Source organism: Achromobacter animicus, from assembly GCF_902859585.1.
GTDB classification, from domain to species: domain Bacteria; phylum Pseudomonadota; class Gammaproteobacteria; order Burkholderiales; family Burkholderiaceae_B; genus Achromobacter; species Achromobacter animicus.
The window spans coordinates 794,325-818,791 of record NZ_CADIJM010000002.1; the positions used below are offsets into that span (position 1 = coordinate 794,325).

The 24,467-nt window shown below is 67.1% G+C and carries 22 protein-coding genes; 12 read left to right on the forward strand and 10 right to left on the reverse strand.

Annotated elements, in window-relative coordinates:
* Positions 1-45: 45 nt before the first annotated feature.
* Both HV681_RS08430 and HV681_RS08435 read right to left on the reverse strand, forming a co-directional pair.
* The gene (locus HV681_RS08430) at positions 46-1,404 is read right to left on the reverse strand and encodes an ATP-binding protein (protein WP_175122635.1); all 1,359 of its coding nucleotides are present in this window, start codon (positions 1,402-1,404) and stop codon (positions 46-48) included.
* Entirely contained in the window at positions 1,401-2,072 is a 672-nt protein-coding gene (locus tag HV681_RS08435; RefSeq protein WP_175122636.1) for a response regulator, read from the reverse strand. Before HV681_RS08435 ends, HV681_RS08430 begins: the two co-directional genes overlap by 4 nt.
* 125 nt (positions 2,073-2,197) lie before the next feature.
* Between HV681_RS08435 and HV681_RS08440 the strand changes: the two genes are divergently transcribed.
* From HV681_RS08440 to HV681_RS08460, 5 genes are read left to right on the forward strand one after another with little or no spacing between them, the layout of a single operon-like run.
* Positions 2,198-2,824, forward strand: coding sequence for a thermostable hemolysin (locus tag HV681_RS08440; RefSeq protein ID WP_175122637.1), 627 nt, complete (start codon positions 2,198-2,200; stop codon positions 2,822-2,824).
* Positions 2,821-4,314: an AMP-binding protein gene (locus HV681_RS08445; protein WP_175122638.1), complete on the forward strand. Its 1,494-nt coding sequence runs from the start codon at positions 2,821-2,823 to the stop codon at positions 4,312-4,314. The genes HV681_RS08440 and HV681_RS08445 overlap by 4 nt, the downstream gene beginning before the upstream one ends.
* Complete coding sequence (locus HV681_RS08450) at positions 4,311-4,982, forward strand: iron-containing redox enzyme family protein (protein ID WP_175122639.1); 672 nt, start codon at positions 4,311-4,313, stop codon at positions 4,980-4,982. The genes HV681_RS08445 and HV681_RS08450 overlap by 4 nt, the downstream gene beginning before the upstream one ends.
* Positions 4,979-5,794 (forward strand): SDR family oxidoreductase, encoded by an 816-nt coding sequence (locus HV681_RS08455; protein WP_175122640.1) that lies wholly within the window; start codon positions 4,979-4,981, stop codon positions 5,792-5,794. The genes HV681_RS08450 and HV681_RS08455 overlap by 4 nt, the downstream gene beginning before the upstream one ends.
* Positions 5,791-6,450: a tetratricopeptide repeat protein gene (locus tag HV681_RS08460; protein WP_437340375.1), complete on the forward strand. Its 660-nt coding sequence runs from the start codon at positions 5,791-5,793 to the stop codon at positions 6,448-6,450. The genes HV681_RS08455 and HV681_RS08460 overlap by 4 nt, the downstream gene beginning before the upstream one ends.
* Position 6,451: 1 nt before the next feature.
* On the opposite strand, the gene HV681_RS08465 is transcribed toward HV681_RS08460, so the two are convergent.
* The 5 genes from HV681_RS08465 to HV681_RS08485 all read right to left on the reverse strand — a co-directional run bounded on the left by HV681_RS08465 (position 6,452) and on the right by HV681_RS08485 (position 12,811).
* Complete coding sequence (locus tag HV681_RS08465) at positions 6,452-8,806, reverse strand: TonB-dependent siderophore receptor (protein ID WP_175122641.1); 2,355 nt, start codon at positions 8,804-8,806, stop codon at positions 6,452-6,454.
* Between the two features lie 202 nt (positions 8,807-9,008).
* Positions 9,009-9,977, reverse strand: coding sequence for a FecR domain-containing protein (locus HV681_RS08470; protein ID WP_254594921.1), 969 nt, complete (start codon positions 9,975-9,977; stop codon positions 9,009-9,011).
* A complete protein-coding gene (locus HV681_RS08475; RefSeq protein WP_175122642.1) occupies positions 9,956-10,465 on the reverse strand; it encodes a sigma-70 family RNA polymerase sigma factor in 510 nt (169 codons plus the stop codon). Before HV681_RS08475 ends, HV681_RS08470 begins: the two co-directional genes overlap by 22 nt.
* Before the next feature lie 147 nt (positions 10,466-10,612).
* Entirely contained in the window at positions 10,613-11,623 is a 1,011-nt protein-coding gene (locus tag HV681_RS08480) for a Bug family tripartite tricarboxylate transporter substrate binding protein (protein ID WP_175122643.1), read from the reverse strand.
* A 45-nt stretch (positions 11,624-11,668) separates the two neighbouring features.
* On the reverse strand, positions 11,669-12,811 hold the full coding sequence (locus tag HV681_RS08485) for a mandelate racemase/muconate lactonizing enzyme family protein (protein WP_175122644.1): 1,143 nt from the start codon (positions 12,809-12,811) through the stop codon (positions 11,669-11,671).
* Between the two features lie 109 nt (positions 12,812-12,920).
* Here HV681_RS08485 and HV681_RS08490 point away from each other — a divergent pair, with 109 nt between their 5' ends.
* Both HV681_RS08490 and HV681_RS08495 read left to right on the forward strand, forming a co-directional pair.
* Positions 12,921-13,787 carry a LysR family transcriptional regulator gene (locus HV681_RS08490; RefSeq protein WP_175122645.1) on the forward strand — a complete coding sequence of 289 codons (867 nt, stop codon included), beginning with the start codon at positions 12,921-12,923 and terminating at the stop codon, positions 13,785-13,787.
* A gap of 29 nt (positions 13,788-13,816) precedes the next feature.
* Complete coding sequence (locus HV681_RS08495) at positions 13,817-15,451, forward strand: thiamine pyrophosphate-binding protein (protein ID WP_175122646.1); 1,635 nt, start codon at positions 13,817-13,819, stop codon at positions 15,449-15,451.
* Between the two features lie 82 nt (positions 15,452-15,533).
* On the opposite strand, the gene HV681_RS08500 is transcribed toward HV681_RS08495, so the two are convergent.
* Complete coding sequence (locus HV681_RS08500) at positions 15,534-16,715, reverse strand: MFS transporter (protein ID WP_175122647.1); 1,182 nt, start codon at positions 16,713-16,715, stop codon at positions 15,534-15,536.
* Positions 16,716-16,998: 283 nt separating this feature from the next.
* On the opposite strand from HV681_RS08500, the gene hisD reads away from it, so the two are divergent.
* From hisD to HV681_RS08525, 5 genes are all read left to right on the forward strand, one after another.
* Positions 16,999-18,318 carry a histidinol dehydrogenase gene (hisD, locus tag HV681_RS08505; RefSeq protein WP_175122648.1) on the forward strand — a complete coding sequence of 440 codons (1,320 nt, stop codon included), beginning with the start codon at positions 16,999-17,001 and terminating at the stop codon, positions 18,316-18,318.
* Positions 18,315-19,082, forward strand: coding sequence for an SDR family NAD(P)-dependent oxidoreductase (locus HV681_RS08510; protein ID WP_175122649.1), 768 nt, complete (start codon positions 18,315-18,317; stop codon positions 19,080-19,082). Before hisD ends, HV681_RS08510 begins: the two co-directional genes overlap by 4 nt.
* A complete protein-coding gene (locus tag HV681_RS08515) occupies positions 19,079-20,092 on the forward strand; it encodes a LacI family DNA-binding transcriptional regulator (RefSeq protein WP_175122650.1) in 1,014 nt (337 codons plus the stop codon). Before HV681_RS08510 ends, HV681_RS08515 begins: the two co-directional genes overlap by 4 nt.
* Before the next feature lie 81 nt (positions 20,093-20,173).
* Entirely contained in the window at positions 20,174-21,160 is a 987-nt protein-coding gene (locus HV681_RS08520) for a Bug family tripartite tricarboxylate transporter substrate binding protein (protein WP_175122651.1), read from the forward strand.
* A gap of 25 nt (positions 21,161-21,185) precedes the next feature.
* Complete coding sequence (locus tag HV681_RS08525; protein WP_175122652.1) at positions 21,186-21,974, forward strand: HpcH/HpaI aldolase family protein; 789 nt, start codon at positions 21,186-21,188, stop codon at positions 21,972-21,974.
* Positions 21,975-21,976: 2 nt separating this feature from the next.
* Here the strand turns inward: HV681_RS08525 and HV681_RS08530 are convergent, their stop codons facing one another.
* Positions 21,977-22,873 (reverse strand): glycerophosphodiester phosphodiesterase, encoded by an 897-nt coding sequence (locus HV681_RS08530; RefSeq protein ID WP_254594922.1) that lies wholly within the window; start codon positions 22,871-22,873, stop codon positions 21,977-21,979.
* A complete protein-coding gene (locus tag HV681_RS08535; RefSeq protein ID WP_175122653.1) occupies positions 22,863-24,467 on the reverse strand; it encodes a hypothetical protein in 1,605 nt (534 codons plus the stop codon). Before HV681_RS08535 ends, HV681_RS08530 begins: the two co-directional genes overlap by 11 nt.

Below are 24,467 nucleotides of genomic sequence, written 5' to 3' on the forward strand. Positions count from 1 at the left end.
GGAATGTGAAGCGCAGATTCTAGTGCCTTCGCGCGGGCTTGCCATCTACGCGCCGCGGCGTATCGTGACCCGCAAGCCCGGGCCGAAGTCGCTTTCCGCATCGCGCATGGCAAAGGCAATGCGCATCCCGTGCGCGTGGGCGATGCGGCGGGCAATGGAGACGCCCAGGCCGCTGCCGGCTTCCTCGTTGCCGGCGGCGCGCAGAAACCGGTCGCCCAGCCGCGGCAACACTTCGGGCGCGACGCCCGGCCCCTGGTCGTCGACCGAGATCTCCGAGGGAGAAAAGGCCAGGCGCACCCGGCCATGGCGCGGGCCGTACCGGATGGCGTTGTCCAGGATGTTCTTCAGCATGATGACCAGGGCGTCGGCATCGCCCGCCATGGGCAGCGGCAGGACGCCCGGCTCGGGCCATTCCACCGCGATGTCCACGTCCCGCCGGTTGGCGATCCAGAGGCAGTCGCTGACGGCCTGCTTGGCCACGGTGCGCCAGTCAACGGAGCCGCCGAAGTCGGTGTGACTGGCATTGTCCAATCGCGCCATCGTCAGCAACTGCGATACCAGCCGGTCCAGCCGCTCCATCCCGCGCGTCACGCTGGTTTGCGCCTCGCGCAGCGCGTCCGGGTCTCGCGTGCGCTGCATCACATCCCATTGCGCCCGCACCGCGGCCAGCGGCGTGCGCAGCTCGTGCGCGGCATCCGCGGTCAGCCGGCGCTCTTGCTCGATCAGCGTACCGACCCGCGCAAGCAAGCCGTTCATGGAAGTCACCAGCGGCGTGAGTTCGCCCGGCACGCCGGACAGCGGCAGGGGCTTGGCGTCGTCCGGGCTGCGTCGTTCCAGTTCGGACGATAGCCTGCGCACGGGGGACATCGCCTGGCGCACCGCGTAGATCAGCAGCCCGATCAGCACCGGCAGGCCCAACAGCCAGGGCAGGATCTGGCCCGCCACGTAGGCGATCACCAGGTCGTCGCGTTCTCCGATGCGCTGTCCCACGGCGACCCGCGTCGGGCCGGATGGATCGTCCAGGTAAAAGAGCCGCCAGGGTTCCCCGTTGACGATGCTTTCCGCAAACCCTTCGCGGTCTTCGTTGCGGGGAAACTGCATGGCTTCGGGATCCAGCACCAGAGGGGCCTGCGCGCCGCGCCATATGGCCACCGAAAGATCGCCAAGACCAGCATCGCCCGCTGTGCCCGATGCGGGCAATTGGGCGCGCGCAGGCTGTGTCTGGGTGGAGGGCGGGATCAGCGCCGATATCGCGATCGTCTGTTGCGCCAGGCGCACCATGTCGGTGTCATAGAGCTCGTTGATCTCGTGGGCGGCGCGCCAGTACGTGCCTGCGATGGTGACGAGCCACGCGAATGGCGCCGCAAGCAGTACGGCAATGATCAGGCGGCGTTGCAATGTCATGACTCGGCTTCCACCTGGCCCAGCGCGTAACCCGAACCCCGCACGGTGCGCACGATTTTCGGGTGAATCTTCTTGCGCAGATGGTGCACGAACACCTCAAGCGCATTGCTTTCGAGCTCGGCATCCCAGTCGTAAAGCTTGTCGCGGATGAAATCGCGCGTCAGCACGCGATTGGGATGCGTGAGGAACAATTCCAGCAGCAGGGCTTCGCGCGTCGTGAGGTCCACCTTCTGGCCTTTCCAATGCACTTCATGCAGGGCAGGGTGGTAGTCAAGATCGCCATGACGCCAGACGGGCTCGGGCTTGCCGGCGACGCGCCGCGTCACCGCGCGCAGGCGTGCCGCCAGTTCATCCAGAGTGATGGGTTTGATGAGGTAATCGTCCGCGCCGGCATCCAGGCCCGCGATGCGGCTTGAAACCGCCTCGCGCGCCGTCAGGATGACAACTGGCATGGTGCGGCCATCGCGGCGCCAGCGGTTGAGCAGAGACACGCCGTCTTCTCCCGGCAGCCCGAGATCGAGAACGACGGCGTCGTAATGCACGACGCTGATCGCCTGATCTGCTTCCCGGCTGCTCGAGAACCAGTCGACCGCATAGCCCAGAAGCCGTAAGCCGGACTTCAGGCCATCACCAATGAGGGGGTCATCTTCGATGATGAGAATTCTCATTTGTCGTCTCTCGCCGTGCAGCGCTGAGATTAGCACCGCGCGGCGGTTAATTTCTCATTAAGGTTCCATGCCTAAGCTGCGCTCCATCGTATCGGGAAAATCAGTTCCTAAGCATGGAATACCGCATGCCCCACAACAAATGTTTCGCCCCGTCCGCCTGGACGGCGATGGCCGCGCAGCCCCGGCCCATGCCCGCAACGCTGCACGTCCACCCCCTCGAGGATCCGATGCGCGCGCGGATCGAGACCTACATTCACCAACGTTATCAACAGCGCTTCGGCGCCCGGCTGACCGAGTGGCTGCCCACGCTGGTCAGCGTGCAGCGCGACGGCGAGATCCTGGCGGCGGCGGGCTATCGCAGCGCGAGCGATCCGCTTTTTCTGGAGCGCTATCTGTCCGCGCCCATCGAGCAATACCTGCGCGATCAAGGCGCGCCTGTTGCGCGCCGTCTCATCGTTGAAGCCGGGCAGTTCGCCGCTGTGCGTCCCGGCGGCGGCAGATTGCTGGTGCCGCTCCTGGCAAGGCATCTGCACGCCGAGGGCTTTGATTGGGCGGTCAGCACGCTCACCATCGAATTGCACCATCTGTTCCGGCGGATGGGGCTGGCGCATCAGCCGATCTCGGCGGCAACTTCGGACCATCTGAACGAAGCCGAGCGCAAGGACTGGGGCAATTACTACGCGCATGCGCCGACGGTGTTCGCGGGGCGGCTCAAAGCCATTCTTGGCCGGCTTCCGGAGATGGACGTATGAACGTGTCCGATTTCTTTGCACTGTTGAAAGACCCCGCGCGTGCTCGTGCATTGGCGGTCCAGACGCCGGCCGAGGGGCCGGATTACGCCGCGCTCACCGCCCGTGTGGACAAGCTTGCCGAAAGCCTCGCGGCGCGGGAAGCGACGGTCGTTGCCTCGCTGATGGACAACGGCCTTGAGTGGATCGTGCTGGATCTGGCCTGCCTTCAGGCGGGCGTGGTGCACGTGCCCCTGCCGCTGTTCTTCACGCCGGGCCAGTGGCGCGAGACCCTGGATGCCGCAGGGGTGAACGCCGTCGTCGGACCTGCGTCATTGCAGCCCATGTTGCAGGCGTTCGGCTTTGAGATTGCCGCGCAATGGCAGGGTCACACGGCGCTGTTCCGGCGCGCTTTCGCCAAGGTGCCGTTGCCCGCTGGCACGGCCAAGATCACCTTTACGTCCGGGTCGACCGGCAGTCCGAAAGGCGTATGCCTGGGCGCGGCCGAGATGCTGGCGGTGGCGAGCGGTCTGGCGGCCGCCACCCAGCCGCTTGGCATTCGCCGCCATTTCACCGCATTGCCCTTGCCGGTTTTGCTGGAGAACATCGCTGGCGTCTACGCGCCACTGATCGAGGGCGCGGCGATCTGCGTCAACCCGCTGAAGGACGTCGGGCTTCAGGGATCGTCGCGCTTCGACCCCGCCGTGTTTCATCAAGGCCTCGTGGCGGGCCGCGCACAAAGCGTCATCGTGTTGCCGCAGATGCTGCGCGCTTACGCGGGCTGGCTAGGGTCGGCAGAAATCCTCGGCCCCGAGACGCTGCGATTTGTCGCGGTGGGCGGCGCGGCAGTCGGAAGGGATCTGCTGGAAAGCGCTCGTACGCTGGGAATTCCCGCCTATGAAGGCTACGGTCTTTCGGAGGCCTGCTCGGTACAGACCCTGAATCTGCCCGGCGCGGATTGTCCCGGATCGGCGGGCCGCCCCTTGCCGCATGCGCGTGTGCGCGTGGCCGCCGACGGTGAAATCGAAGTGGCCGGCGCGCTTGCGCTCGGATACCTGGGGCAGCCCGCGATGCCCTCGGCATGGCTGCCGACAGGCGACCTGGGCCGCATCGACGACGCCGGATTTCTGCATATCCGGGGTCGCAAGAAGAATGTGCTGATCACCGGATACGGACGCAACGTGTCGCCCGAATGGGTCGAGCTGCGCCTGGCGAACCAGCGCGTCATCGCCCATTGCGTCGTGCTGGGCGAAGGCCAGGCGGCGCTGGGCGCCGTGATCTGGCCGCTGGGCAATCCCAGCGACAGCGCCATTCAGGCGTGTGTCGACGAGGTCAACCAGAGGCTGCCGGACTATGCCCGCATCGGGTCCTGGATGCGCGCGCGGGCCGAGTTCTCTGCCACCAGCGGCCTGGCGACGGTGAATGGGCGTCCGCGCCGGCAGGCCGTCGCCGAACTGCATGCCGATCTCTTTTCCGCGGGTTACCGCTCAACCGTTGATGTAGACCCATCATGACCTTTTTCGAACAGTTGCTTGATCAGACGCGCGAGGCCCGCGAGGCCCTGGTGGCCACGCCCATCATCCAGGATTGCCTGCGCGGCCAGGTCGCGCGGCCCGCCTATGCGGCGTTTCTGCGCGAGGCCTATCACCACGTCAGCCACACCGTGCCCTTGATGCACGCGTGCCGCGCGCGCATGCCGGCACGCCTGGCGTGGATGCTGCCCGCAATCGATGAATACATCGAGGAGGAGACCGGCCACGATGCCTGGATCCTTAATGACCTGCGTGCGCTGGGGCACGATGCGGACGAGGTTCGCCGCGGCGGGCCAGGGCCGGCCACCGAAATCATGGTGGCCTACGCCTACGACACCATCGCGCGAAAGAATCCGGTGGGATTCTTCGGCATGGTGCACGTGCTGGAGGGCACCAGCGTCACGCTGGCCTTGAACGCCGCCGACCAGATCCAGCGCGCGCTGGCGCTGCCGCCAAGCGCCTTCAGCTATCTGCGGTCCCACGGCACGCTGGACCAGGAGCACACCGCGCACTTCGCCGATCTGGTCAACCGCCTGGACGATGATGCCGACCGGGCCGCCGTGGTCCACGCCGCCAACATGTTCTACGGGCTTTATGGGGCGATCTTCCGTTCCCTGCCGCGCTCGTCTTCGCAAGGACAAGGCGCATGAGCCCGCGCGATGCCTCCGTCGTGTTGACGGGCGCCGCGGGCGGCCTCGGAAGCGCGATTGCGCGCCGGCTCTTCGACGAAGGCGCGAGCCTGCTGCTGGTCGGGCGCAGCGAAGCGCCGTTGTTGGCGCTGGCGCAGTCGCTGAGCGCCGGCGCGCGCGATCGGGCACGCGTGGACGCGCTGGTGGTGGATGTGACCACCGACGCCGGCCGCAATGCGGTCATCGATGCAGCCGGCGCCCGCAATGCCAACGTGCTCATCAACAATGCGGCGCTAGCCGCGTTCGGGCCGGCGCAGTCCCTGCAGACCGAAGCGCTGCGCCAGCTTATGGACACGAATGTCGTCGCGCCCATGATGCTGACTGCCGGCATGCTGCCGCTCTTGCTGGCGCAGCCGCGCGCACAGGTGCTGAACATCGGATCGACGCTGGGCAGCCTGGGCGTGCCGGGGTTTTCCGCCTATGCGGCAAGCAAGGCCGCGCTTCGGATGTACTCCGAAGCCTTGCGCCGCGAACTGGCCGACTCGTCCGTCCGGGTGCAGTACTACGCGCCGCGGGCGATCGACACGCCGTTCAACTCGGCCGAGGTCCTGGCGTTCAACAAGGAGACCGATTCGGCCAGTGATAGCCCGGAAGAGATCGCGCAAGCCGTATCGCGCATGCTGCAACGCGAATCGCGCCAAGGCTTTGCGGGCGGAATCGAATCTGTCGCGGCGCGGTTGAATGGTCTTTGTCCTGAATGGTTCGATGGCGCGTTTGCAAAGCATCGTCGCGCATTGATGTCGTTGAAATTTCCTACTGGAGCCCAGTCATGAACTTGAATTCTGGCTTGCACAATGCGGCCGCCGGCGTGCTGGCGGGCATGGCGTGTCTGTTTTCCACCCTTGCCGTGGCGGCTCCTGCCGAAATGGACCAGGGCATCCGCGAGCTTCAAAGTGGCTGGGCGGACATTCAATACAAGACCCCGCCCGATGATCGCGCCAAGCGCTTCGAGGCATTGTCCAAGCAGGCCCACGACCTGACGCAGCGTTACGTCAACAAGGCCGAACCGCATATCTGGGAGGGCATCATCCTGAGCTCGTGGGCTGGCGCCAAAGGCGGCATGGGCGCGCTTAGCCTGGCGAAACAGGCCAAGGCCGAATACGAAACCGCGATTCAGATCGACAGCAAGGCATTGGACGGGTCTGCGCTGAACAGCCTGGGCGTGCTGTATTACAAGGTGCCCGGCTGGCCGGTGGGCTTTGGCGACAACAAGCGTGCAGAGGCGTTGTTGCAGCAGGCGTTGGTCATCAACCCGGACGGCATAGACCCGAACTACTTCTATGCGGATTACCTGGTGTACCGGAACCGCAAGTCGGAGGCGGTTCCTTACCTGGAAAAGGCGTTGAAAGCGCCGCCCCGGCCCGGTCGCGAAGTGGCTGACGAGGGCCGGCGGGAGGAAGTGCGCACGCTGCTGAAGGCGGCCCGCTGAATCAATACTGATACCGCACCGTCAGCATCACGCTGCGCGGCTGGCCGTAGTAGTTTTGCCGCGAGGCGCCGCCAAGCTTTTCGTAATACTTGCGGTCAAACAGATTGTCGACGGTGAGCGTGCCTTCGACGTGGCGGTTGTATCGATAGCCGATCTGGGCCGAGACGAGCGCGTAGCTTCCCTGATCCCAACGCACGTTGCCGCTTTGCAGGTAGTTGCCGCTGTTCCAGCGTACGCCCGTGCCCACGCTGAAGCCTTCCAGCGCCGGCTGGGTGAAGCGGTAGCGGGTCCAGAGGTTGATGGCGTGACGCGGGGTGATTGTGCTGTACGACAGTCCCTGCTGGGCTTGGTTTGCCTCCAGGTATTTGGTCTGCGTGTAGGCGTAGCCGGCCACGATGTCCCAGTTCGGCAACGGCGATCCGCTGATCTCGGTCTCGAAGCCCTGGCTGCGCACCTTGCCCGCGGCCACCGAGTACATCGGGTTGTTCAGGTCGCTCATCGCCCGGTTGCGGTCCACGATCTGGAACAGGGCGGCATGCGCGTTGAGCGCGCCGTCCATGAATGCGCCTTTGACGCCCGTTTCGATCTGGCGTCCCACGCGCGGCGACAGCGTGCTGCCTTGCGCATCGATTTCGGTCTGCGGCTGGAAGATGCTGGTGTAGCTGGCGTAGGCGGAGAGCTGCGGCGTCAGTTCGTACACCAATCCGGCATACGGAGAGGGGCGCGCGTCGATGCGCGTCGTCGCCTGGCTGAAGTCGCCGAAGTACTGGTTGGCGTTGCGTGCGTCGTTCTTCCACCACGACAGGCGTGCGCCCGCGATGACCTTCAGGTGATCGGTCGCTTGAATGTTCGCGCGCGTGTACAGGCCGAATTCGCTGGTGCGGCCGTCGTTGCCGTTGACCTGTTCCATCTCGGGCTGTGGCATGTCGATGACCGGGTCATTTACGTTGGTCGGGAAGATCGTGCCGCCGCCGTAGTTGAATTGCTTGCGCGTATAGCTGTAGTCGGCGCCCACGAGCACGCTGTGCTCGCGGCCGAAAGCCTCGAACGGCAGGTTCACGTGCGCATCCGCGCCCGTGGTTTTCCAGTGGTTGCGGTACGACCACGCGATGAGGTTGGTGTCTCCGGTGACCGGATCGACGGCGCGGTTGGGCCAGGTGGTCACGCGCGTCGGGGTGTCGGTGTCGCGATGAAAGACGCTTGCCTTCATGGAGCCGCCGCCATCCAGCCGGTGTTCCAGGTCGGCAAAGACCTCGGTGGTTTCTTCTTCGATGCGGTTCCATTCGGCACTGAGATTGGTGCCGCGGCGCACGTCGAGCAGCGAGCCGTCGGCGTACGCGGGCAAGCCGAATGCCGGCGTAACGCGGGAGCGCTGATGCGTGATGCCCGCCGCCAGCGTCGTGGCGGATGTCAGGTCGGCCTCGACGATGCCGTAGAGCGTGGGCCGCTCGGAACTGACGCGGTCGACGAAGGACCCGCGGTCTTCGTAGGCGGCAATGAAGCGGCCGCGGACCTTGCCTTCGCTATCAAACGGCGTGCTCAGGTCGGCCACGGCACGGTAGTAGTCCCACGACCCGACGCTGGCCTGGGCGCCAAAGGCGAATTCCTGCATGGGGCGCTTGCGCACCAGATTCACGCTGCCGCCGGGCTCGCCGGTCCCTTGGTAGAGCCCGGAGGGGCCGCGCAGCACTTCGATGCGATCGTAGATGGCAAGGTCGAAGCCCGCCGACAGGTTGCCCGCGCCGGCCGGGGCGCGCATGCCGTCCACCTGGATCGAATCGAGCGAGTAGCCGCGAGAGATGAACCCGGAAATATTGCCGCCGCTGGATAGCGTCTCGACGGTCATGCCGGTGACGTTGCGCATCGCGTCCGAGAGGCTGTTCAGGTTCTGGTCGTCGAGCTGCTGGCGCGTGACGACGGACACCGACTGCGGAATTTCCTTGAGCGTCTGCGTGCCCTTGCCGATGGTGACGGCATTGCTGGTGTACGAGCCCGTGCCTTCGCTGGTGGCGCGCTCGGCCGCCCCGGTGACGGTGACGGGCGCCAGTTGCGTGACGCCGCCTTGCGGCACGGCCTGCAGCGCGTAGGTGCCGGCAGCGCTGGGCACGGCACGGTAGCCCGTGCCCACGAGCAGGCGGTCGAAGCCTTGCTGGACGTTCATCTCGCCAGAGATGCCCGGGCTTTGGCGGCCGGCGAGCCAGGCGGGGTCGTAGACGATCTGCACCCCGGCGGCGGCCGCGTAGCGCGCCAGCACGGCGTCGAGCGAGCCCGCGCCGATTGCGACGGTGCGCACTTGGGAGGCCGGCGCCGCGCCGGTCTGGGCCGCGGACTGTGCGCCCGCGGTGGCGCTTGCCATGGCCGTGCACCAGAGCGCCGTCCAGATCATTGCCTTGCGGGATCCTCTGCCCCGCGCTGCGCGTACACGTGCCATCACTCTTTCATCCTTTCATCGTCAAGCAAGAAGCGCCCGCATCCCCTTGATGCGGTCTTACTTCCTACTCCGCACGACAACGAAAAAGTGATCACCTCGACGCAAAATATTTTTCCCGCGCGGCCGTTCAAGCGCCGGCCGGACCGACCGATACCCAGTAGCGGGTGACGCGTTGCACCGCGATGGGCAGGCGTTCGGCCAAGGCTTGCAGCGCCGCATCGGTATCCCGCAGCGACAGCGCGCCGGACACCCGCAGGTCGGCGACCTCGGGGGCGCAGCGCAAAAACCCCGGGCGATGGCGCGCCAGCTCGGCCACCACATCGGCCAGGCGCTGGTCGCGCACGACCAGCATGCCTTGCTCCCAGAGCGCCGCGCCATCGTCCACCGGCGCCAGCGCGCCGGTCTGGGCAAGGGTGAAGCTGCCACGTTGCCCGGCGTCGATGCGCAGGGGCGTGCCATGGATCGGGCGTGCCAGCACCGCATGCTCGAACACCATGACCTCGGTGTGGTCCTCGACGACGCGTACCGAAAAGCGCGTGCCCAGCGCCTGCACCTCGCCCTGCGGGGTCTGCACCACGAAGGGCCGGTAGGTGGGCAGGGGCTCCTGGCCGGTGGTCACCAGCACCTCGCCGGCCACCAGCACCAGACGGCGCTCGCTGCTGCCGTAGCGCAGGTCGACGGCGCTGCCGCTGTTCAACACCAGCCGCGTGCCGTCGTCGAGCTGGCGTGTCAGTTGTTCGCCTGCGGCGGTGCGCAGGTCGGCGCGCCAGGCGGGCGCCTCGCGCCATGCCATCCAGCCTGCCGGGGCGAGCACGCCCAGTCCCAGCGCCGCGCGCAGCAGGGCTCGGCGACCCTGGCGTTTGCGGGTGGCGCGCAGCACGCGATGTCCGATGGGGGCGGGCAGGCCTTCGAATGCGCCCAGCACCTGTTCGGCGCGGGCCCACGCCTGCGTGTGGGCCTCGCCCTGCGCCAGCCAGCGTTCGAACGCGCGCCGCGTGTCCGCGTCGGCGGTCTCGTAGCGCAGCCGGATGACCCAGTCGGCGGCTTCCTCCAGCAATAGATCGCCCGGCGCGCTCATGCGGCGGCCGTCATGCACGCCATCAAGGCCTTGCGCAGATGGCGCCGGACCGTGATCACGGGTTTGCCAGTTTGTTGGGAGATTTCCTGCAGCGTCAGTCCGTCCAGTTGCGCCAGCAGGAACATCTCGCGCGTGGCAGCGGGCAGGCGCTGCAGCATGGCGTCGATCGCCACCAGCGTCTGCACGATCATGAGGCCCGTTTCTGGAGACGGCACCTGCGGCTCGGGCAGGTGCGCGATGGCGTCCAGATAGGCCTGCTGCACCGCGCGGCGGCGCCAATGGTCGACGAGCAGGCCCTTGGCAATATGCGTGATCAGCGCGCGCGGCTCCTCGCGCAGCACGGGCGGCCGGCGCGCGGCCATCAGCCGCACGAACGTGTCCTGCGCCAGATCGGCCGCGTCGCCGCTGTCGCCCAGCTTGCGATGCAGCCAGCCTTGCAGCCAGCCATGGTGATGGCGATAGAGCTGCTCGACCGCGGGGAGGGAAAGGGAGTCGGTAGATTGCAAGATGTCCAGCAGTCTACCGAATGCGAATAAGAAATACTATTAATTGGGTTGAGGGGACGGGCGCAGCGCGGCTTGCGCGCAACAGGCGTCTGTTGTGCGGGCCGCATTCCTGCAATCGAGATGCAGCACCTGCCGACAGACCGCACCTCAGTCCATCTTCAACCCCGCGGTTTTGGCGACCGTTGCCCATTTCTGGATCTCGCCGGTAATGAACGCGGTGAAATCCTGCGGGCTGCGCAAGGTGACGGCGTTGCCGGTGGCCTTCAACGGCTTGACCACTTCCGGGTCGGTCAGTGCGGCCCGGGTGGCCTGCGCCAGCCGGTCGCGTATGGCATCCGGCAGGCCTGCAGGCGCGGACAGCCCCGTCCACGACACGGCGTCGAAATCCGGAAAGCCGGATTCGGCGACCGTCGGCAGATCCGGAAAGAGCAGGCTTCTTGAGGCGCCGGTCGAGGCCAGCACGCGCAGCTTGCCCGCGCGGACATGCGGCTCCAGGGTGTCAGCGACCATGACCAGGATGGGGACCTGCCCGCCGATGACATCGGTCACCGCCTGCGAGGCGCCCTTGTAGGGGATGTGCTGCACCTTCAGGTCGGACCGTTGTTTCAGGAGTTCGAAGGCGAGGTTGCCGGAAGATCCGGCGCCCGGGCTGGCGTAGTTGTATTTGTCCGGCGATTGGCGAAGCAGGCTAACCAGTTCCGCGAGCGTCTTGGCCGGAAACTCGGGGTTCACGGCAATGACGTTCGGACTGGAGGTAATGCTGCTGATGTGGGTGAAGTCCTTGAGCGGGTCGTACGGCATGGACGCGTACAGGGCAGCGTTGGCCGCGTGGGTGCCCACGCCGGACATCAACAAGGTATAGCCGTCCGGCTTGGCGCGTGCGACGAATGCCGAACCGATATTGCCGCTGGCGCCCGCGCGGTTTTCCACGATGACCGATTGGCCGAGCTGCGTGGACAGCGCGCGAGCCAGGATCCGCCCCGTGACGTCGGTGGTGCCGCCTGGTGGAAATGGCACGATCAGCGTGATCGGCTGGCTGGGCCAGGCATCAGCGGCATGTACGGGGGGCGCGAACGCGGCTGGCAGGGCCAGCGCCGCAAGCATTGCGGAAAAGCGGCGGCGCGACAGCCGTGCGCGGTTGCCATTGAGGTTGTGCATGTTGTCTCCTGTTCTGGTTTTGATTGGGGGCGTGCAGGCGGCGCGTCAGGGTTCGATGCGCCAGTGCCGCACCGTCCAAGGTTCGAACTGGTCTGGCGTGAAGTCCATGCCGAGGCCAGGACCGTCGGGTAGCGCCGCACATCCGTTGGACTGAATCGCCGGGCCGGCCAGCGCGATGAGCGGATTGCCGGTCACGTCGTACTCCACGAACGGATAGCTGGCCCACGCGCCGCCGCGCGACGGCATCTGTGTCGCCGCGATCTGCAGCGAGGCCAGAAAGTTGATGGCGGTGCCGAAGGCATGCGGCATGACGGCGATGTCCCGGCTTTCCGCCAGGGCCGCGACCTTGCGATAGCCCGTGAAGCCGCCGCATACGCCTAAGTCCGGTTGCAGCACGCCGACGGCGCCGGCGCGCAGGAAGGCGTCGAAGCCGGCCAGGCTGCCGATGGCTTCTCCGCCGGCGATGGCGCAGGCAGTTGCCTGGGCGGTGGCGGCGTAGCCGTCCAGGTTCTCCGGCGCGACGGGCTCTTCGATCCACAGCGGGCGCGCCGGTTCAATCAGCGAAGCGGCCAGGCGCGCCGCCGCCGTGCCGTAGCCCTGGTTCATGTCGAGCATGAAGTCAGCGTCGGGGCCGATCAGCGCGCGCACGTGCTGCGCCATGACGGCATCCGCCTGCGGAGAGACACCCGCGCGCGGCTTGACCGCCTTGAATCCCTGGCTGAGTAGCGATTCGATCTCACGGGGATAGTTGCCATAGGGATCATCGCCCTCGGCAATGAAGGGGCCGCTGGCGTAGCACGGCAGTTCACGCCTCACCGCGCCGCCCAGCATCTGCGCGATGCTCACGCCGTGTGCGCGGGCCGCGATGTCATGCAACGCCATGTCCAACGCGGAGATCGCCATCATGGCCGGCCCGCGCTTGTCATAGCCGATGCGCGGCACCAGGTCGGCGTAGATCGCGCCGTGATCGAGCGCAGACCGGCCGCACACCAGCGGGCCAAGCTGCTGCTGGATCAAGGCCGCCGCGGCCCACGGCGAGGAGAAGACTTCCCCCCATCCACGAAGCCCGTTGTCGGTGCGGATCTCCAGGGCGAGAAACTCGCGTTTGCGCATGAACGTGCGCGCGTTGCCGAGCGGCACCCGGGGTGTATAAGCCAGGTGGTAGCCGTTGATCTGAGTGACTTTCAAAATGGATGCCGAGCTGAATGGGATCGGTCCAGTTTGGAGCTCGAGTAGCATACGGTCAAATACATAGCCAATGCTGTTTCATATGAAATCCCTTATACGTCCGCGCGAGATGGAGCTGGTGGCCGCGATCTGCCGTACGGGTTCGGTGACCCAGGCCGCGGAGGCGTGCAGCCTCACGCAGCCGGGCGCCAGCGCCATGCTCAAAGAGCTGGAAGTCCGGTTGGGGGCGACGTTGTTTTCGCGGCGCCACCGACGGCTGGAGCTGACGGCGGCGGGGCAAGCCTTGCTGCCGGAGATCACGCATGCGCTAGCGGCGCTGGATGCCGTCGACAAGCTTGCGCAAAGCCTGGGGAACCGCCGGCGCGAACAACTGATCATCGGCACGGTGTCCGCCACGGGCGCCAGCGTGCTGCCTGCAGTGCTTAAACAGCTGCAGGACGCGGATCCGCTACTGTCGGTGGTGCTGCGCGTGGGAACGGCTGCCGAAGTCGTCGAGATGGCCATCGCGCAGCGCATTGACCTTGGCGTCATCCTCGGGGCGGGGGCGCATCAGCACGCCAACTTTGAAAAGATCGCGGACCTGGGCCTGGTTTGCGTCGTGCGTCCGGACCACGCGTGGGCGTCGCTGCCGGAGGTCACCGTGGATATGCTGGCGTCGGAGCGGTTCATCGGTCACAGCCGGCACCTTCCGGTCGGCGCGCTGACGGCGCAGGTGCTGGAGGAGGCTGGGCTGTCCTGCCGCCCCGCGATTGAAGTGATGCAGTTCTCCGCGGCGTGCGCGCTGACGGATGCAGGGTGCGGTCCGGCGGTGCTTGAGAGCGTGACGGGGGAATATGCCCGCCGTTTGGGTTTGGTCCCGGTTCCCCTGAATGCAGGAAGAACGCTTTCGCTCAGCCTGGTATGGCCGCAGGGAAAAGGCATGAGCGGCGGCGCGCGCTTCGTGAAGCATGCGCTGTCGCAAGCGCTGGTGGCATAAGTCTTAAACGCAATCTCAAGGAGACGTACGTGCTGGGTTCTGAACTGATCATTCGCTCGCTGCGGCGGCGGGGCGTCACCACCATCTTCAGCCTGTCCGGCAATCAGATCATGCCGCTCTACGACGCGTGCATCGACGCCGGCATTCGCATCGTCCACGTGCGGCACGAAGCGGCCGCCGTCTTCATGGCCGATGCGTGGTCGCAGATCACCGGCGAGCTCGGCGTAGCGATGGTTACGGCGGCGCCGGGCCTGACCAATGGCCTCGCGCCGCTGTACTCGGCCTCGCAGGCGGAAAGCCCGGTGCTGCTTATCTCAGGCGATTCGTCGGTGTCGGAGGACGGCTCGGGTGCGTTCCAGGAGCTGGACCAGGTCGCCATCACGCGGCCGTTGACCAAGTTGTCGGTGCGTCCGCAGTCCGCGGCAGAACTGTGCCCCGCGCTTGAAGATGCCATCACGCAGGCGCTTGCACCGCGTCGAGGCCCCGTCCACGTGGCGCTTCCGTTTGATCTGCTGACGGCCGAATCGGGCATCGCTGATCTGCCGCAGGCGCCGGCAGATCAGCCGGCTGTCGCGCTGGATGCGGCGTATGTGGATCAACTGGCTGAACTGCTAAATGCCGCACGCCGCCCGCTGGTATTGGCGGGGCCGACGAGCGCGCGATCGCACGGTCGTTCCGCCCGCGCGGCTGCGCAAGCCATGCTTGGCCTGCGCATCATTCCGATGGAAAGCCCCCGCGGGCTGAAGGATCCTTCGCTGGGCGCGTTGGCCGGCATCATGCCAAGCGCGGATCTGATCGTGCTGGCGGGAAAGTGCCTGGACTTCACGCTGGGATTCGGCGGCACGGGCGCGCTTGGCGACAACGCACGCCTCGCGGTGATCGACCCGGATCCCGCGATGCTGGAACGCGCGGGCCGTCTTCTTGGCGAGCGTCTGGTGCTGGCGTTCCAAGCTGACCCGGTTGCGGCGCTAGCCGCGATACGGGCGGCGCGAGCTTCGGCCGAACGTCTGGCGTGGCAGGAACAGGTAGATGACGCGCTGCGCAGCCGGACGATCAAGGCGCCGTCCGCGCCTGTCGAGGGAGCGCTGGGCCCGCGCGCGCTGTGCGAGACCGTGCAGGCATTCCTGGCGTCCGCGCCTCACCCGATCCTGATCTGCGACGGCGGCGAGTTCGGCCAGTGGGCGCAGGCATTCTGCCAGGCGCCGGTACGCATCATCAACGGCATGTCCGGCGCGATCGGGGCAGGTGTCTGCTACGCGATCGCCGCGAAGATCGCACGGCCCAAAGCCACGGTGGTCGTCATGATGGGCGACGGCACCGCCGGTTTTCACTTGATGGAGCTGGATACGGCGGTGCGCGAAGGCGCGGCGGTCATTGCAGTGATCGGCAACGACCTGCGCTGGAACGCCGAACATCTGATCCAGATGCGCACCTATGGTCCGCAGCGGTTGATCGGCTGCGAGCTTTCACCGACGGCGCGGTATCACGACGTCGCGTCTGCGCTGGGCGGCGCGGGGTTTGCGGCCCACGACGTGGATGGTCTGGCCAACGCGTTGAAGGGGGCCGCCGACAGCGGGCTGCCAGCCTGCATCAACGTATCCCTGGCGGGCGAGGCCGCCCCGGTTTTCAACGCGGCATCGATGGCGTCAACGAGCGGACATTGAACGGGAAGCTGGTCAGCGTCCGCAATGATCGCGCGCCCACGGCGGCTGGCGGACCAGCACGTTTTGCCGTCCCAGGCGGGCGCTATGCCGACGCCCGCCGGGGCAGCCACCGCCAGAACACCCCGGCTGCCACCAGCCCCAACGTTCCCACGCCAAACGATGCGCCACCCAGCGACAACAACGCCGTCAGCGCCGACAGCGCTACCGGCCCGCCGCTCGCACCCAGATCGGCCATGAAGCGCCAGATGCCAAGGAACTGCGTGCGCGCACCGGGCGGCGCAGCGTCCGCGCCCAGCGTCATCACGATGCCCGACCCGATGCCGTTGCCAAAGCCCAGCAGCAGCGACACCAGGATGAAGCTCGTCACGCCGCCAGTCAGCGGGATCGCCATCAAGCTCAAGCCCATCAGCAGCGTGCACGGCAGCGCCACCCACAACCGGCCCCGCTGATCCATCACCTTGCCGGCGGGATAGAACACCGACATGTCGACGGCCGCGACGAGGCCGTAGACAAGCGACGTGGTGGTGGCGTCCAGCCCAAGATGGTCTGCCCACAGCGGTATCACGACCTGGCGCGACGCGCGCAGCGCGCTGATCAGCATCACGCCGACGCCCAGCGTGGCGTACACGCCGCGATGGTCGCGCGCGACTTCGCCGATGCGTGCGCGCGGCGCGCCGGCGGCCTTGGCGTGCGAGGGTTCGATGTCGGGCGCCTTGATGGCGATGAAGCCCGCGCCGAGCATGGCGCAGACGGCGATCCAGTACGCGCCGTCCAGCCCCATGAAGTGAATCAGCGCCGCGCCCGCGAAGGGGCCGATGAAGGTGCCGATGCGCGTCGTGCCGCCCAGCGTGGACAGCGCGCGCGCACGGTACGTCAGCGGCACGACCTCGATCATGTAGCTTTGGCGAGCCAGCTGGAACACCGATTGCGCGCAGCCCTGCATCAGCATGGCCAGCGCCAGCACCCAGAGATGCGGCACGCCGATCACCAGCAGCAGACCCGCCACGCTCAACAGCGCGGCGCCGGCCATCGCGCGCTTTTCGCCGAAGCGTTCAGTGATCAGCGCGGACGGGATGTTGGAGAGCAGCGAGCCGACGCCGATGAGCGCGGCGATGAGACCGGCGGCCGCGAACGACGCGCCTTGTTCCCGCGCGGTGAGCGCGATCACGGGAAGAATGGCGCCGTTGCTGATGCCGTATAGCAGCGACGGGCCGAACGCCGGCACGGCGATCTGCTTCAGATTGAACGATTCGGGATGCGACATGAGGGGAGGGCGTGAGCACGGCCGCTTGCCGTCCGCCTCGCGTTTGCGCGTGGGCCGGCCCGGCGGTCATCGATGCGGAATCCCGTGAGTGTAGCGAAAGCGCTCGGCGCCCGGCTGTCAGCAGCCTGACAGCGCATTCGCGGTGGCGCCGCGATCCGGCGCGAGTGGAAGTGAAGGTCGGCGTGCGCGCAATCTCCGGGTTTCTCCCTATTTGCATACGTATGCAAGGCTTTGAAAGTCCCCTCCATCGATGAACTTCTCAACGCTTGCAGGACCCGAAACCATGATCCGTTATCTGAAGCGCGGCCGGACCGCCGCCGTCAAGACCGACGACGACGCCAAGGTGCGCGCCACCGTCGAAGACATCATCCGCGACATCGAAACCCGTGGCGACGACGCCGTGCGCGATTACAGCCGCAAGTTCGACAACTGGGACCCGGCGGACTTCCGCCTGTCGCGTGCCGAGATCGAGGCGGCGCGCAAGCAGTTGTCGGCGCGCGAGATCGAGGACATCGCATTCGCCCAGAGCCAGGTCCGCAACTTTGCGCAGATCCAGCGCGACTCGATGCGTGACGTCGAAGTCGAAACGTATCCTGGCGTGGTCCTGGGCCACAAGCACGTGCCGATGAACGCGGTGGGCTGCTACATCCCGGGCGGCAAGTATCCGCTGCTGGCCTCGGCGCATATGAGCGTCCTGACCGCCAAGGTGGCGGGCGTTAAGCGCATCGTGTCCACGGCGCCGCCGTATCAGGGCAAGCCGCATCCGGCCATCGTGACCGCGATGGACATGGCGGGCGCCGACGAGATCCTGGTGCTGGGCGGCGTGCAGGCCGTGGTGGCGATGGCGGTGGGCACGCCCAGCGTGGCGCCGGTGGACATGCTGGTCGGCCCGGGCAATATGTTTGTGGCAGAGGCCAAGCGGCAGTTGTACGGCCGGGTGGGCATCGACCTGTTTGCGGGACCGACCGAGACGCTGGTGATCGCCGACGACAGCGTGGATGGCGAGCTGTGCGCCGTCGACCTGCTGGGCCAGGCGGAACACGGCCCTACGTCTCCTGCGGTGCTGCTGACCACCAGCGAACAACTGGCGCGCGCCACGCTGGCCGAAGTCGAGCGCCAGCTGTCGATCCTGCCGACGGCGGGCATCGCGGCTAAGGCGTGGGCCGATTGCGGCGAGGTCATCGTCTGCGACAGCGACGAGGAAATGCTGCAGGTGGCCGATGACCTGGCGTTCGAGCACGTGCAGGTCATGACGCGCGATCCCGATTACTTCCTGAACCGGATGACGAACTACGGCGCGCTGTTTTTGGGTCCGCGCACCAACGTCAGCTTTGGCGACAAGGTGATCGGCACCAACCACACGCTGCCGACGAACCGCAACGCGCGCTACACCGGCGGCCTGTGGGTGGGCAAGTTCCTCAAGACCTGCACCTATCAGCGCGTGCTGACGGACGAGGCCAGCGCGGCGATGGGCGAGTATTGCTCGCGCCTGTGCCACATGGAGAATTTTGCGGGCCACGGCGAGCAGGCCAACATCCGCGTGCGCCGCTATGGCAATCGCCCCGACCTGCCGTGGTATCGGCCGGTGGAGGCCCAGGCATGATTGCGCTGCCCAAAGGACCGGACTTCCGCCTGGACGGACGCCGCGCCCTGGTGACGGGCGGCAGCGGCGGCATCGGGCTGGCGGCGGCCGCCGCGCTGGGCCGCGCGGGCGCGCATGTGACGGTGGCGGCCCGGCGCGAGCCGGAACTGGCGCAAGTGTGCGAAGCCTTGCGGGCCGAAGGCATCGGCTGTGCGCCGCTGGTGCTGGACGTGACGGACTCGGCCGCCGTAGATCAGGCGGTCGCGCACGCCGAGCCCTTTGACATTCTGGTCAACAACGCGGGCATGAATCGTCCCAAGCCGCTGGTCGAGCAGTCCGACGAGGACATCGACGCCGTGCTGGATCTGAACGTGAAGGCAGCTTTCTACACCAGCCGGGCCGTGGCGCGCCGCCTGCTGCAGGAAGGCCGTGCGGGGTCCATCGTGAATGTGTCGTCGCAGATGGGGCACGTGGGCAGTCCACGGCGCACGCTGTATTGCGCCAGCAAGCACGCGCTCGAAGGCATGACGCGTGCCTTGGCGTGGGAGTTGGGCGCGGCCAACATTCGCGTGAACACCGTGTGCCCGACCTTCATCGAAACGCCCATGACGGCGGGCATGCTGGGGCAGCCCGGCTTCCGGGACTGGGTCTGCGCGCGCAACGCGCTGGGCCGCGTCGGCCGTCTGGACGAAGTGATGGGCGCCATTGTGTTCCTGGCCAGTGATGCGTCCAGTCTGATGACGGGCAGCGCGCTGATGCTGGATGCGGGATGGACCGCGGCATGAGGACCGCGCCCCGCGCGCAGGACGTGGCGGATCTGGCGCAGGTGTCGCAGTCCGCCGTCAGCCGCACGTTCACGCCCGGCGCCAGCGTGTCCGAAGAGACGCGGCGCAAGGTGCTGGCGGCCGCGCAGAAACTGGGCTATCGGCCCAACGCGCTGGCGCGCAGCCTGATCACCCGCCGCAGCCGCATCGTGGCGCTGGTGATGAGCTATCTGGAAAACCAGTTCTACCCGCTGGTGATCGAGCGTCTGTCGCAGAAGCTGCAGAAAGAGGGCTATCACGTGCTGATGTTCATCGCCGAGGTGGACGAGGCGGCCGACGGCGTGCTGGCCGAGATCCTGCAATACCAGGTCGACGGCATCGTCATGGCGTCCGCCATGCTGTCGTCCAACGTGGCGCGCAGTTGCGCAGAAGTCGGCGTGCCGGTGGTGCAGTTCAATCGGGTGTCCATCCTGGGCGGCCTGGCACGTCACGCCAGCAGCTCGGTCACGTCCGACAACTATGCGGGCGGCCAACTGGTGGCGCGCCTGCTGGTGGACCGCGGCTACCGGCGCTTTGGATTTCTGGCGGGGCTGGAGGATTCGTCGACCAGCATCGAACGCGAACGGGGCTACCGGGACGCGTTGACCGAACTCGGCCACGACATCGCCTGCCGCGAAGTGGGCCACTACGACTTCGATCTGGCGCAGGCTGCGGTTCGCCGAATGTTTGCCGCCGACCCGCCGGACGCGCTGTTTGCCGGCAACGATCACATGGCGATTGCGGCGCTTGACGTGCTGCGTCAGGAACTTAGCCTGCGCGTGCCGGAGGACGTGGCCGTCGTGGGCTTTGACGACGTGCCGCAGGCGGCCTGGGGCGCGTATCGCCTGACCACCGTGCGTCAGCAGGTCGAACCCATGGTGGACGCTACCGTCGCGCTGCTGCGCGAACAGATGCAGGCCGAGCTGCGGCCGCGCGACATCGTCATTCCCTGCAGCCTGGTTGAACGCGCGACGGTCCGGGCGGGGCCCTGAAGATTCGCTATTCCCCTTTTTCCGGCACTACCCAATGAAAGCGCGCACAGACCGCGCTCATCGACTCCAGGAGACAAACGCATGCGCAGCATTTTTGTACGCACCCTGACCGCCGTCGCGGCCATCGGGTTGACCGCCGGCTTGGCCCACGCCCAAGGCGGCGCGCCCGCCTGGCCGACCAAGAACATCCGATACATCGTGCCGTTCTCGCCGGGCGGCGTGTCCGACGGCGTCGCGCGCCTGATGGCCGAGCAGTTGAGCGCTCGTCTCGGGCAGTCAGTCATCGTCGAGAACAAGCCGGGCGTGTCCGGCATTGTGGGCACGCAACAGGTGGCGCGCGCCGAGCCCGACGGCTACACCATCGTGGGCGGCACCATCACCACGCATGCCGTCAATCCGTTCTTCATCAAGTCGCTGGGCTATGACCCGGTCAAGGACTTCACGCCCGTCAGCCTGGTGGGCATGGTCAGCAACGCATTGGTGGTGCGGGCAGACAGCCCATTCAACACGGTGCAGCAGGTGATCGACGCCGCGCGGGCGGATCCGGACGGGCTGACGTACGGCACGGCCGGCGCGGGCACGTCGCAGCATCTGTCGGGGCAGCTCTTTCAATCGATTTCGGATACGCGCCTGCGCCAGATCGTCTACAAGGGAGGATCGCAGTCGATGGTGGACCTGATCGGCGGACAGATCGACATGGTGTTTGAAACGGTCGCGGCCGCGCGTCCGATGATCGATGCCAAGCGGGTGAAAGTGCTGGGCGTTACATCGGCCGCGCCGCTGGCGGATCTGCCGGGTGTCAAGCCGCTGGCCGAACTGGGCTTGCCGGGCTTTGCGATGCAGTCTTGGCAAGGCATCTTTGCGCCGGCGGGCACGCCCGCGCCGGTGGTGGAACGCCTGGGACGCGAGATCGCGGCCATCGTCAACACCCCCGACGTGCGCGCCAAGCTGCTGACACTGGGCGTGGCGCCCGACGGCCGCGGCTCGGCAGAATTCTCGCAGTTCCAACGCAGCGAAATCGAAAAATGGGGCAAGGTGATCAAGGACGCCGGCATCCAGGCCGACTGACCCCGCCCCGACACAGGAGACTTGCATGACCGATCCCCGCTTCCCGCTGGACGGCCGCCTGCCGGACATGCTGCGCAGTGGCAAGCCGCTGCGCGGCCTGTTCAACGGATTGCCCAGCCCGGCCATCGTCGAGATGTGCGCGTACGCCGGCTTTGATTTCATCATCCTCGACAACGAGCACGGCAGTGCCGATTTCGGCATGACCGAGCACATGCTGCGCGCCGCACGCGCCACGGGCATCGTGCCCATCGTCCGCTGCTTCGAGCAGGACTTGCCGCGCATCCTGGACATGGGCGCAAGCGCCGTGCAGGTGCCCATGGTGGAAAGCGCCGAGCAGGCACGGCGTCTCGCCGGCATGATCCACTATCCGCCAGTGGGCCGCCGCGGCAGCGCCTTCAGCACGCGCGCGGCCGGTTACGGGGCCTTCGGCGGCGCCGGGCACACGCAGCGCAGCAATGAGGGCATCGGCTTCATCGCCATGATCGAAACGCCCGAGGCCATTGCGGCGGCGGGCGAAATTGCGGCGGTGGACGGCGTGGATGCGGTGTTCATCGGACCCAATGATCTGGCGCATGCGATGGGCCACGGCAGCGACTGGAATGCCGAACCCGTGCAACGCGCCATCGCGGCCGGACTGCGCGCGATCGCCGGGGCGGGCAAGTGTTCCGGCATCATCGCGCTGACGCCGCAGGACGAGGAGAAGTACGGGGCCATGGGCGCGCGCTATTTTGCCAACGTGTCGACCAGCATCATCACCCGCGCGCTGGCGCAGGCGGCCTCGGCCGGGCGCGAGGCGAAGCCGCCCGCCTATTGACGCTATCCGCCCATCGCCCGGCAAAACGCCTGCGCATCGCCGTCGATGATGACGCCGGACGGCAGATAGCCTTCGCGCTGTTTCGTGGCGCGCAATTGCTGCGCCAGCGCCGCATCGCCGCCCACCGCGTACACGAAGACGCGCACGGATTGCGCGGCGGCGTCGCGCAGCAGTTGCGGGTTGGCAGACAGCGTCAGGGCGTCCACATGCACGCCCACGGGCGCGCCGACGGTGGCGGCCAGATTGGCCAGCCACTGGCGCGTCAGCTTGGGCGCGGTGGCGCGCTGCGACACATACTTGCCGAGCGGGCTTGCGCCCAGGGAATCCGCGTGGCGCGGGTCGAAAACGATCAGGCCCAGATAGCCCTGCCGGTCGGTGCCGCGCACGCAGCGCAGCGCCTCGGGGAAGGCGGACGTGATCATCCAGTTGCCGTGCGGCAGCGCGGTCTTCATGCCGGCGACCAGCTTGGACACCGGCGCGCAGTCGCGGTAGACGACCTTCAGTTCCGCATTGAAGGTCTTGGCGGGCTGAGCGGCGGCGACGCGCAGCGCATCAGTCAGGAAGGGCGGGGGCGCTCCGCCGCCGGCGCCCGTCAACTTGGCGTCGCGCCATTGGTCGCTGGACAGTTGCAGCACGGCGCGGCGTCCGACGCCGCTTACCGTCCTGCCGGTCAGCAGGTCGTGGTGCAGCACCCAGACGCCGTCCTTCAGGCGCTGCATGTCGATTTCGACGCCATCCCATGCGCCGGCATAAGCCGCGCGAATCGAGGCCAACGAGTTCTCGGGCAGCGCGGGCGCGCCGCGATGCGCATGCACCTGCATGCCCAGGCACGCGGCGCTGGCGCCGGACCAGGGCAGGGCGGCGGCCAGCAGCGCGGCTATCAGACGGCTAGCCCGCATCGCCGTGGTATCCGAACCGGAAGCCACCCAGCACCGTCGTGCGCACGGCTTCATTGAAAGGATAGGTGTAGGCCTGGCCCACGACAATCACGTGCGCCACGTTGGCCAGCACGCGGCGCCGCAGCGCCTGACCGATCGATTCGTCATCGCGGCCGCCTTCCACGCGCGACATCTGCTGGAAGAGTTCACTTTGCGTCACGCCGTTCTGCATGAACGAGAACGCCGTCCAGACGCATGCCAGCGTCAGCACCAGCGCCAGACCCGCCGCGCGCGTGGCGGTGCGCCCCGGCTGCTGGCCGGCGGGCGTGCGCAGCCAGACGACGAGTTTGACGATCAGGTAAAGCAGCTTGCCGAAGTGGCCCACCGCACCCAGCAGCGAGAACAGCAGCGCAACCGGCGGCACGATGGCCGCGCGCGCGGCGTCTTCGCCCAACTGTTGATGCTGGCCGCCGCGCGCAAAGTCCGCGCTGCTGGCGGAAAAGCGCGGCATGGCTTCGTCCACGGCCCGGTCCAGCATGCCGTCGTACAGCCGCTTGAAGCTGGCGGCGTCGGTGTAGTTGGGCGCGACGTTCATGGTGGCGGGCACCATCAATGTCTGGCGCAGCAGCTTCTGCACGCCGGGGCGCGCCACGAAGTCTTCGTACGACAGACCGGGCGGAATGGCATCGCCCTCGACATGCACCGTGCGGCTGCGCATGGTCTTCCAGTATTGCTGCGCGACCGCTTCATTGAAGGTGGCGCGGTCGTGCGGCTGCCAGCCGGCCGGCACGGGAATGCGCTTGCGCACGTCCTGCACCACACGGCCTTGGTAGCGGGCCGGCACGCTGTCGGGCGTCCAGCCCCGGCGCGACAGGTTGCGGCGGTAGTCGCCCCACGCGCGATCCTGTTCGCGCGCCAGGCCGATGTCCGACGGGACGGGCACGCCGGCGTATTTCTTCCAGCGTTCGGCGACGGACTGCATCACGCTGGTGTAGACCTGGTGATAGCCGCGGATGCCCGGGGACGTCATGCGGACTTCGTGGTCATCGAAGGTGAAGGTCTTCATCTGGCGCTGCAGGTCGGTGCGGATGACCTGGCGCTTCTTGGGTTCGACCTTTTCATCCAGATTGTCGATGTTGGTCAGCAGCACCTGGAACACCGCCAGGAACGCCTTGCCCTCGGGCCGCGCGTAGATGCCGTCGTCCACCAGCCCGTCCAGATGCAGGTCGCCCTGCACCAGCGAGCGTTGCAGCAGCCCGGCGTTGGTGGCAATGCGGCGGAACTCGCCGTCGCGCGAGTCGACCAGCACGTTCACCATCATCTTGATGGCGCTGAAGACCAGCAGCGCGGTCACGGCGCAGGCCACGGCAATCTTCAGGTAAGACGGCCGGCCGCCGGTGGCAAGCCGCCGGGTCAGCATGAGCTGCAGCACCACCAGCGCGGCGGCGATGCCGGACAGGGTGCGGCCGAAGAACTCCAGTTCCTCGATATCGTGCGGCGTGGCGCGGCTGCCCACCACATCGAGCAACCGGGCGTTGAAGCCGAGTTCAAAACTGAGGTAGATGACCGTCAGGACGATCAGGAACAAAATCTGGCGAATCTGGGCCTGGCGCAC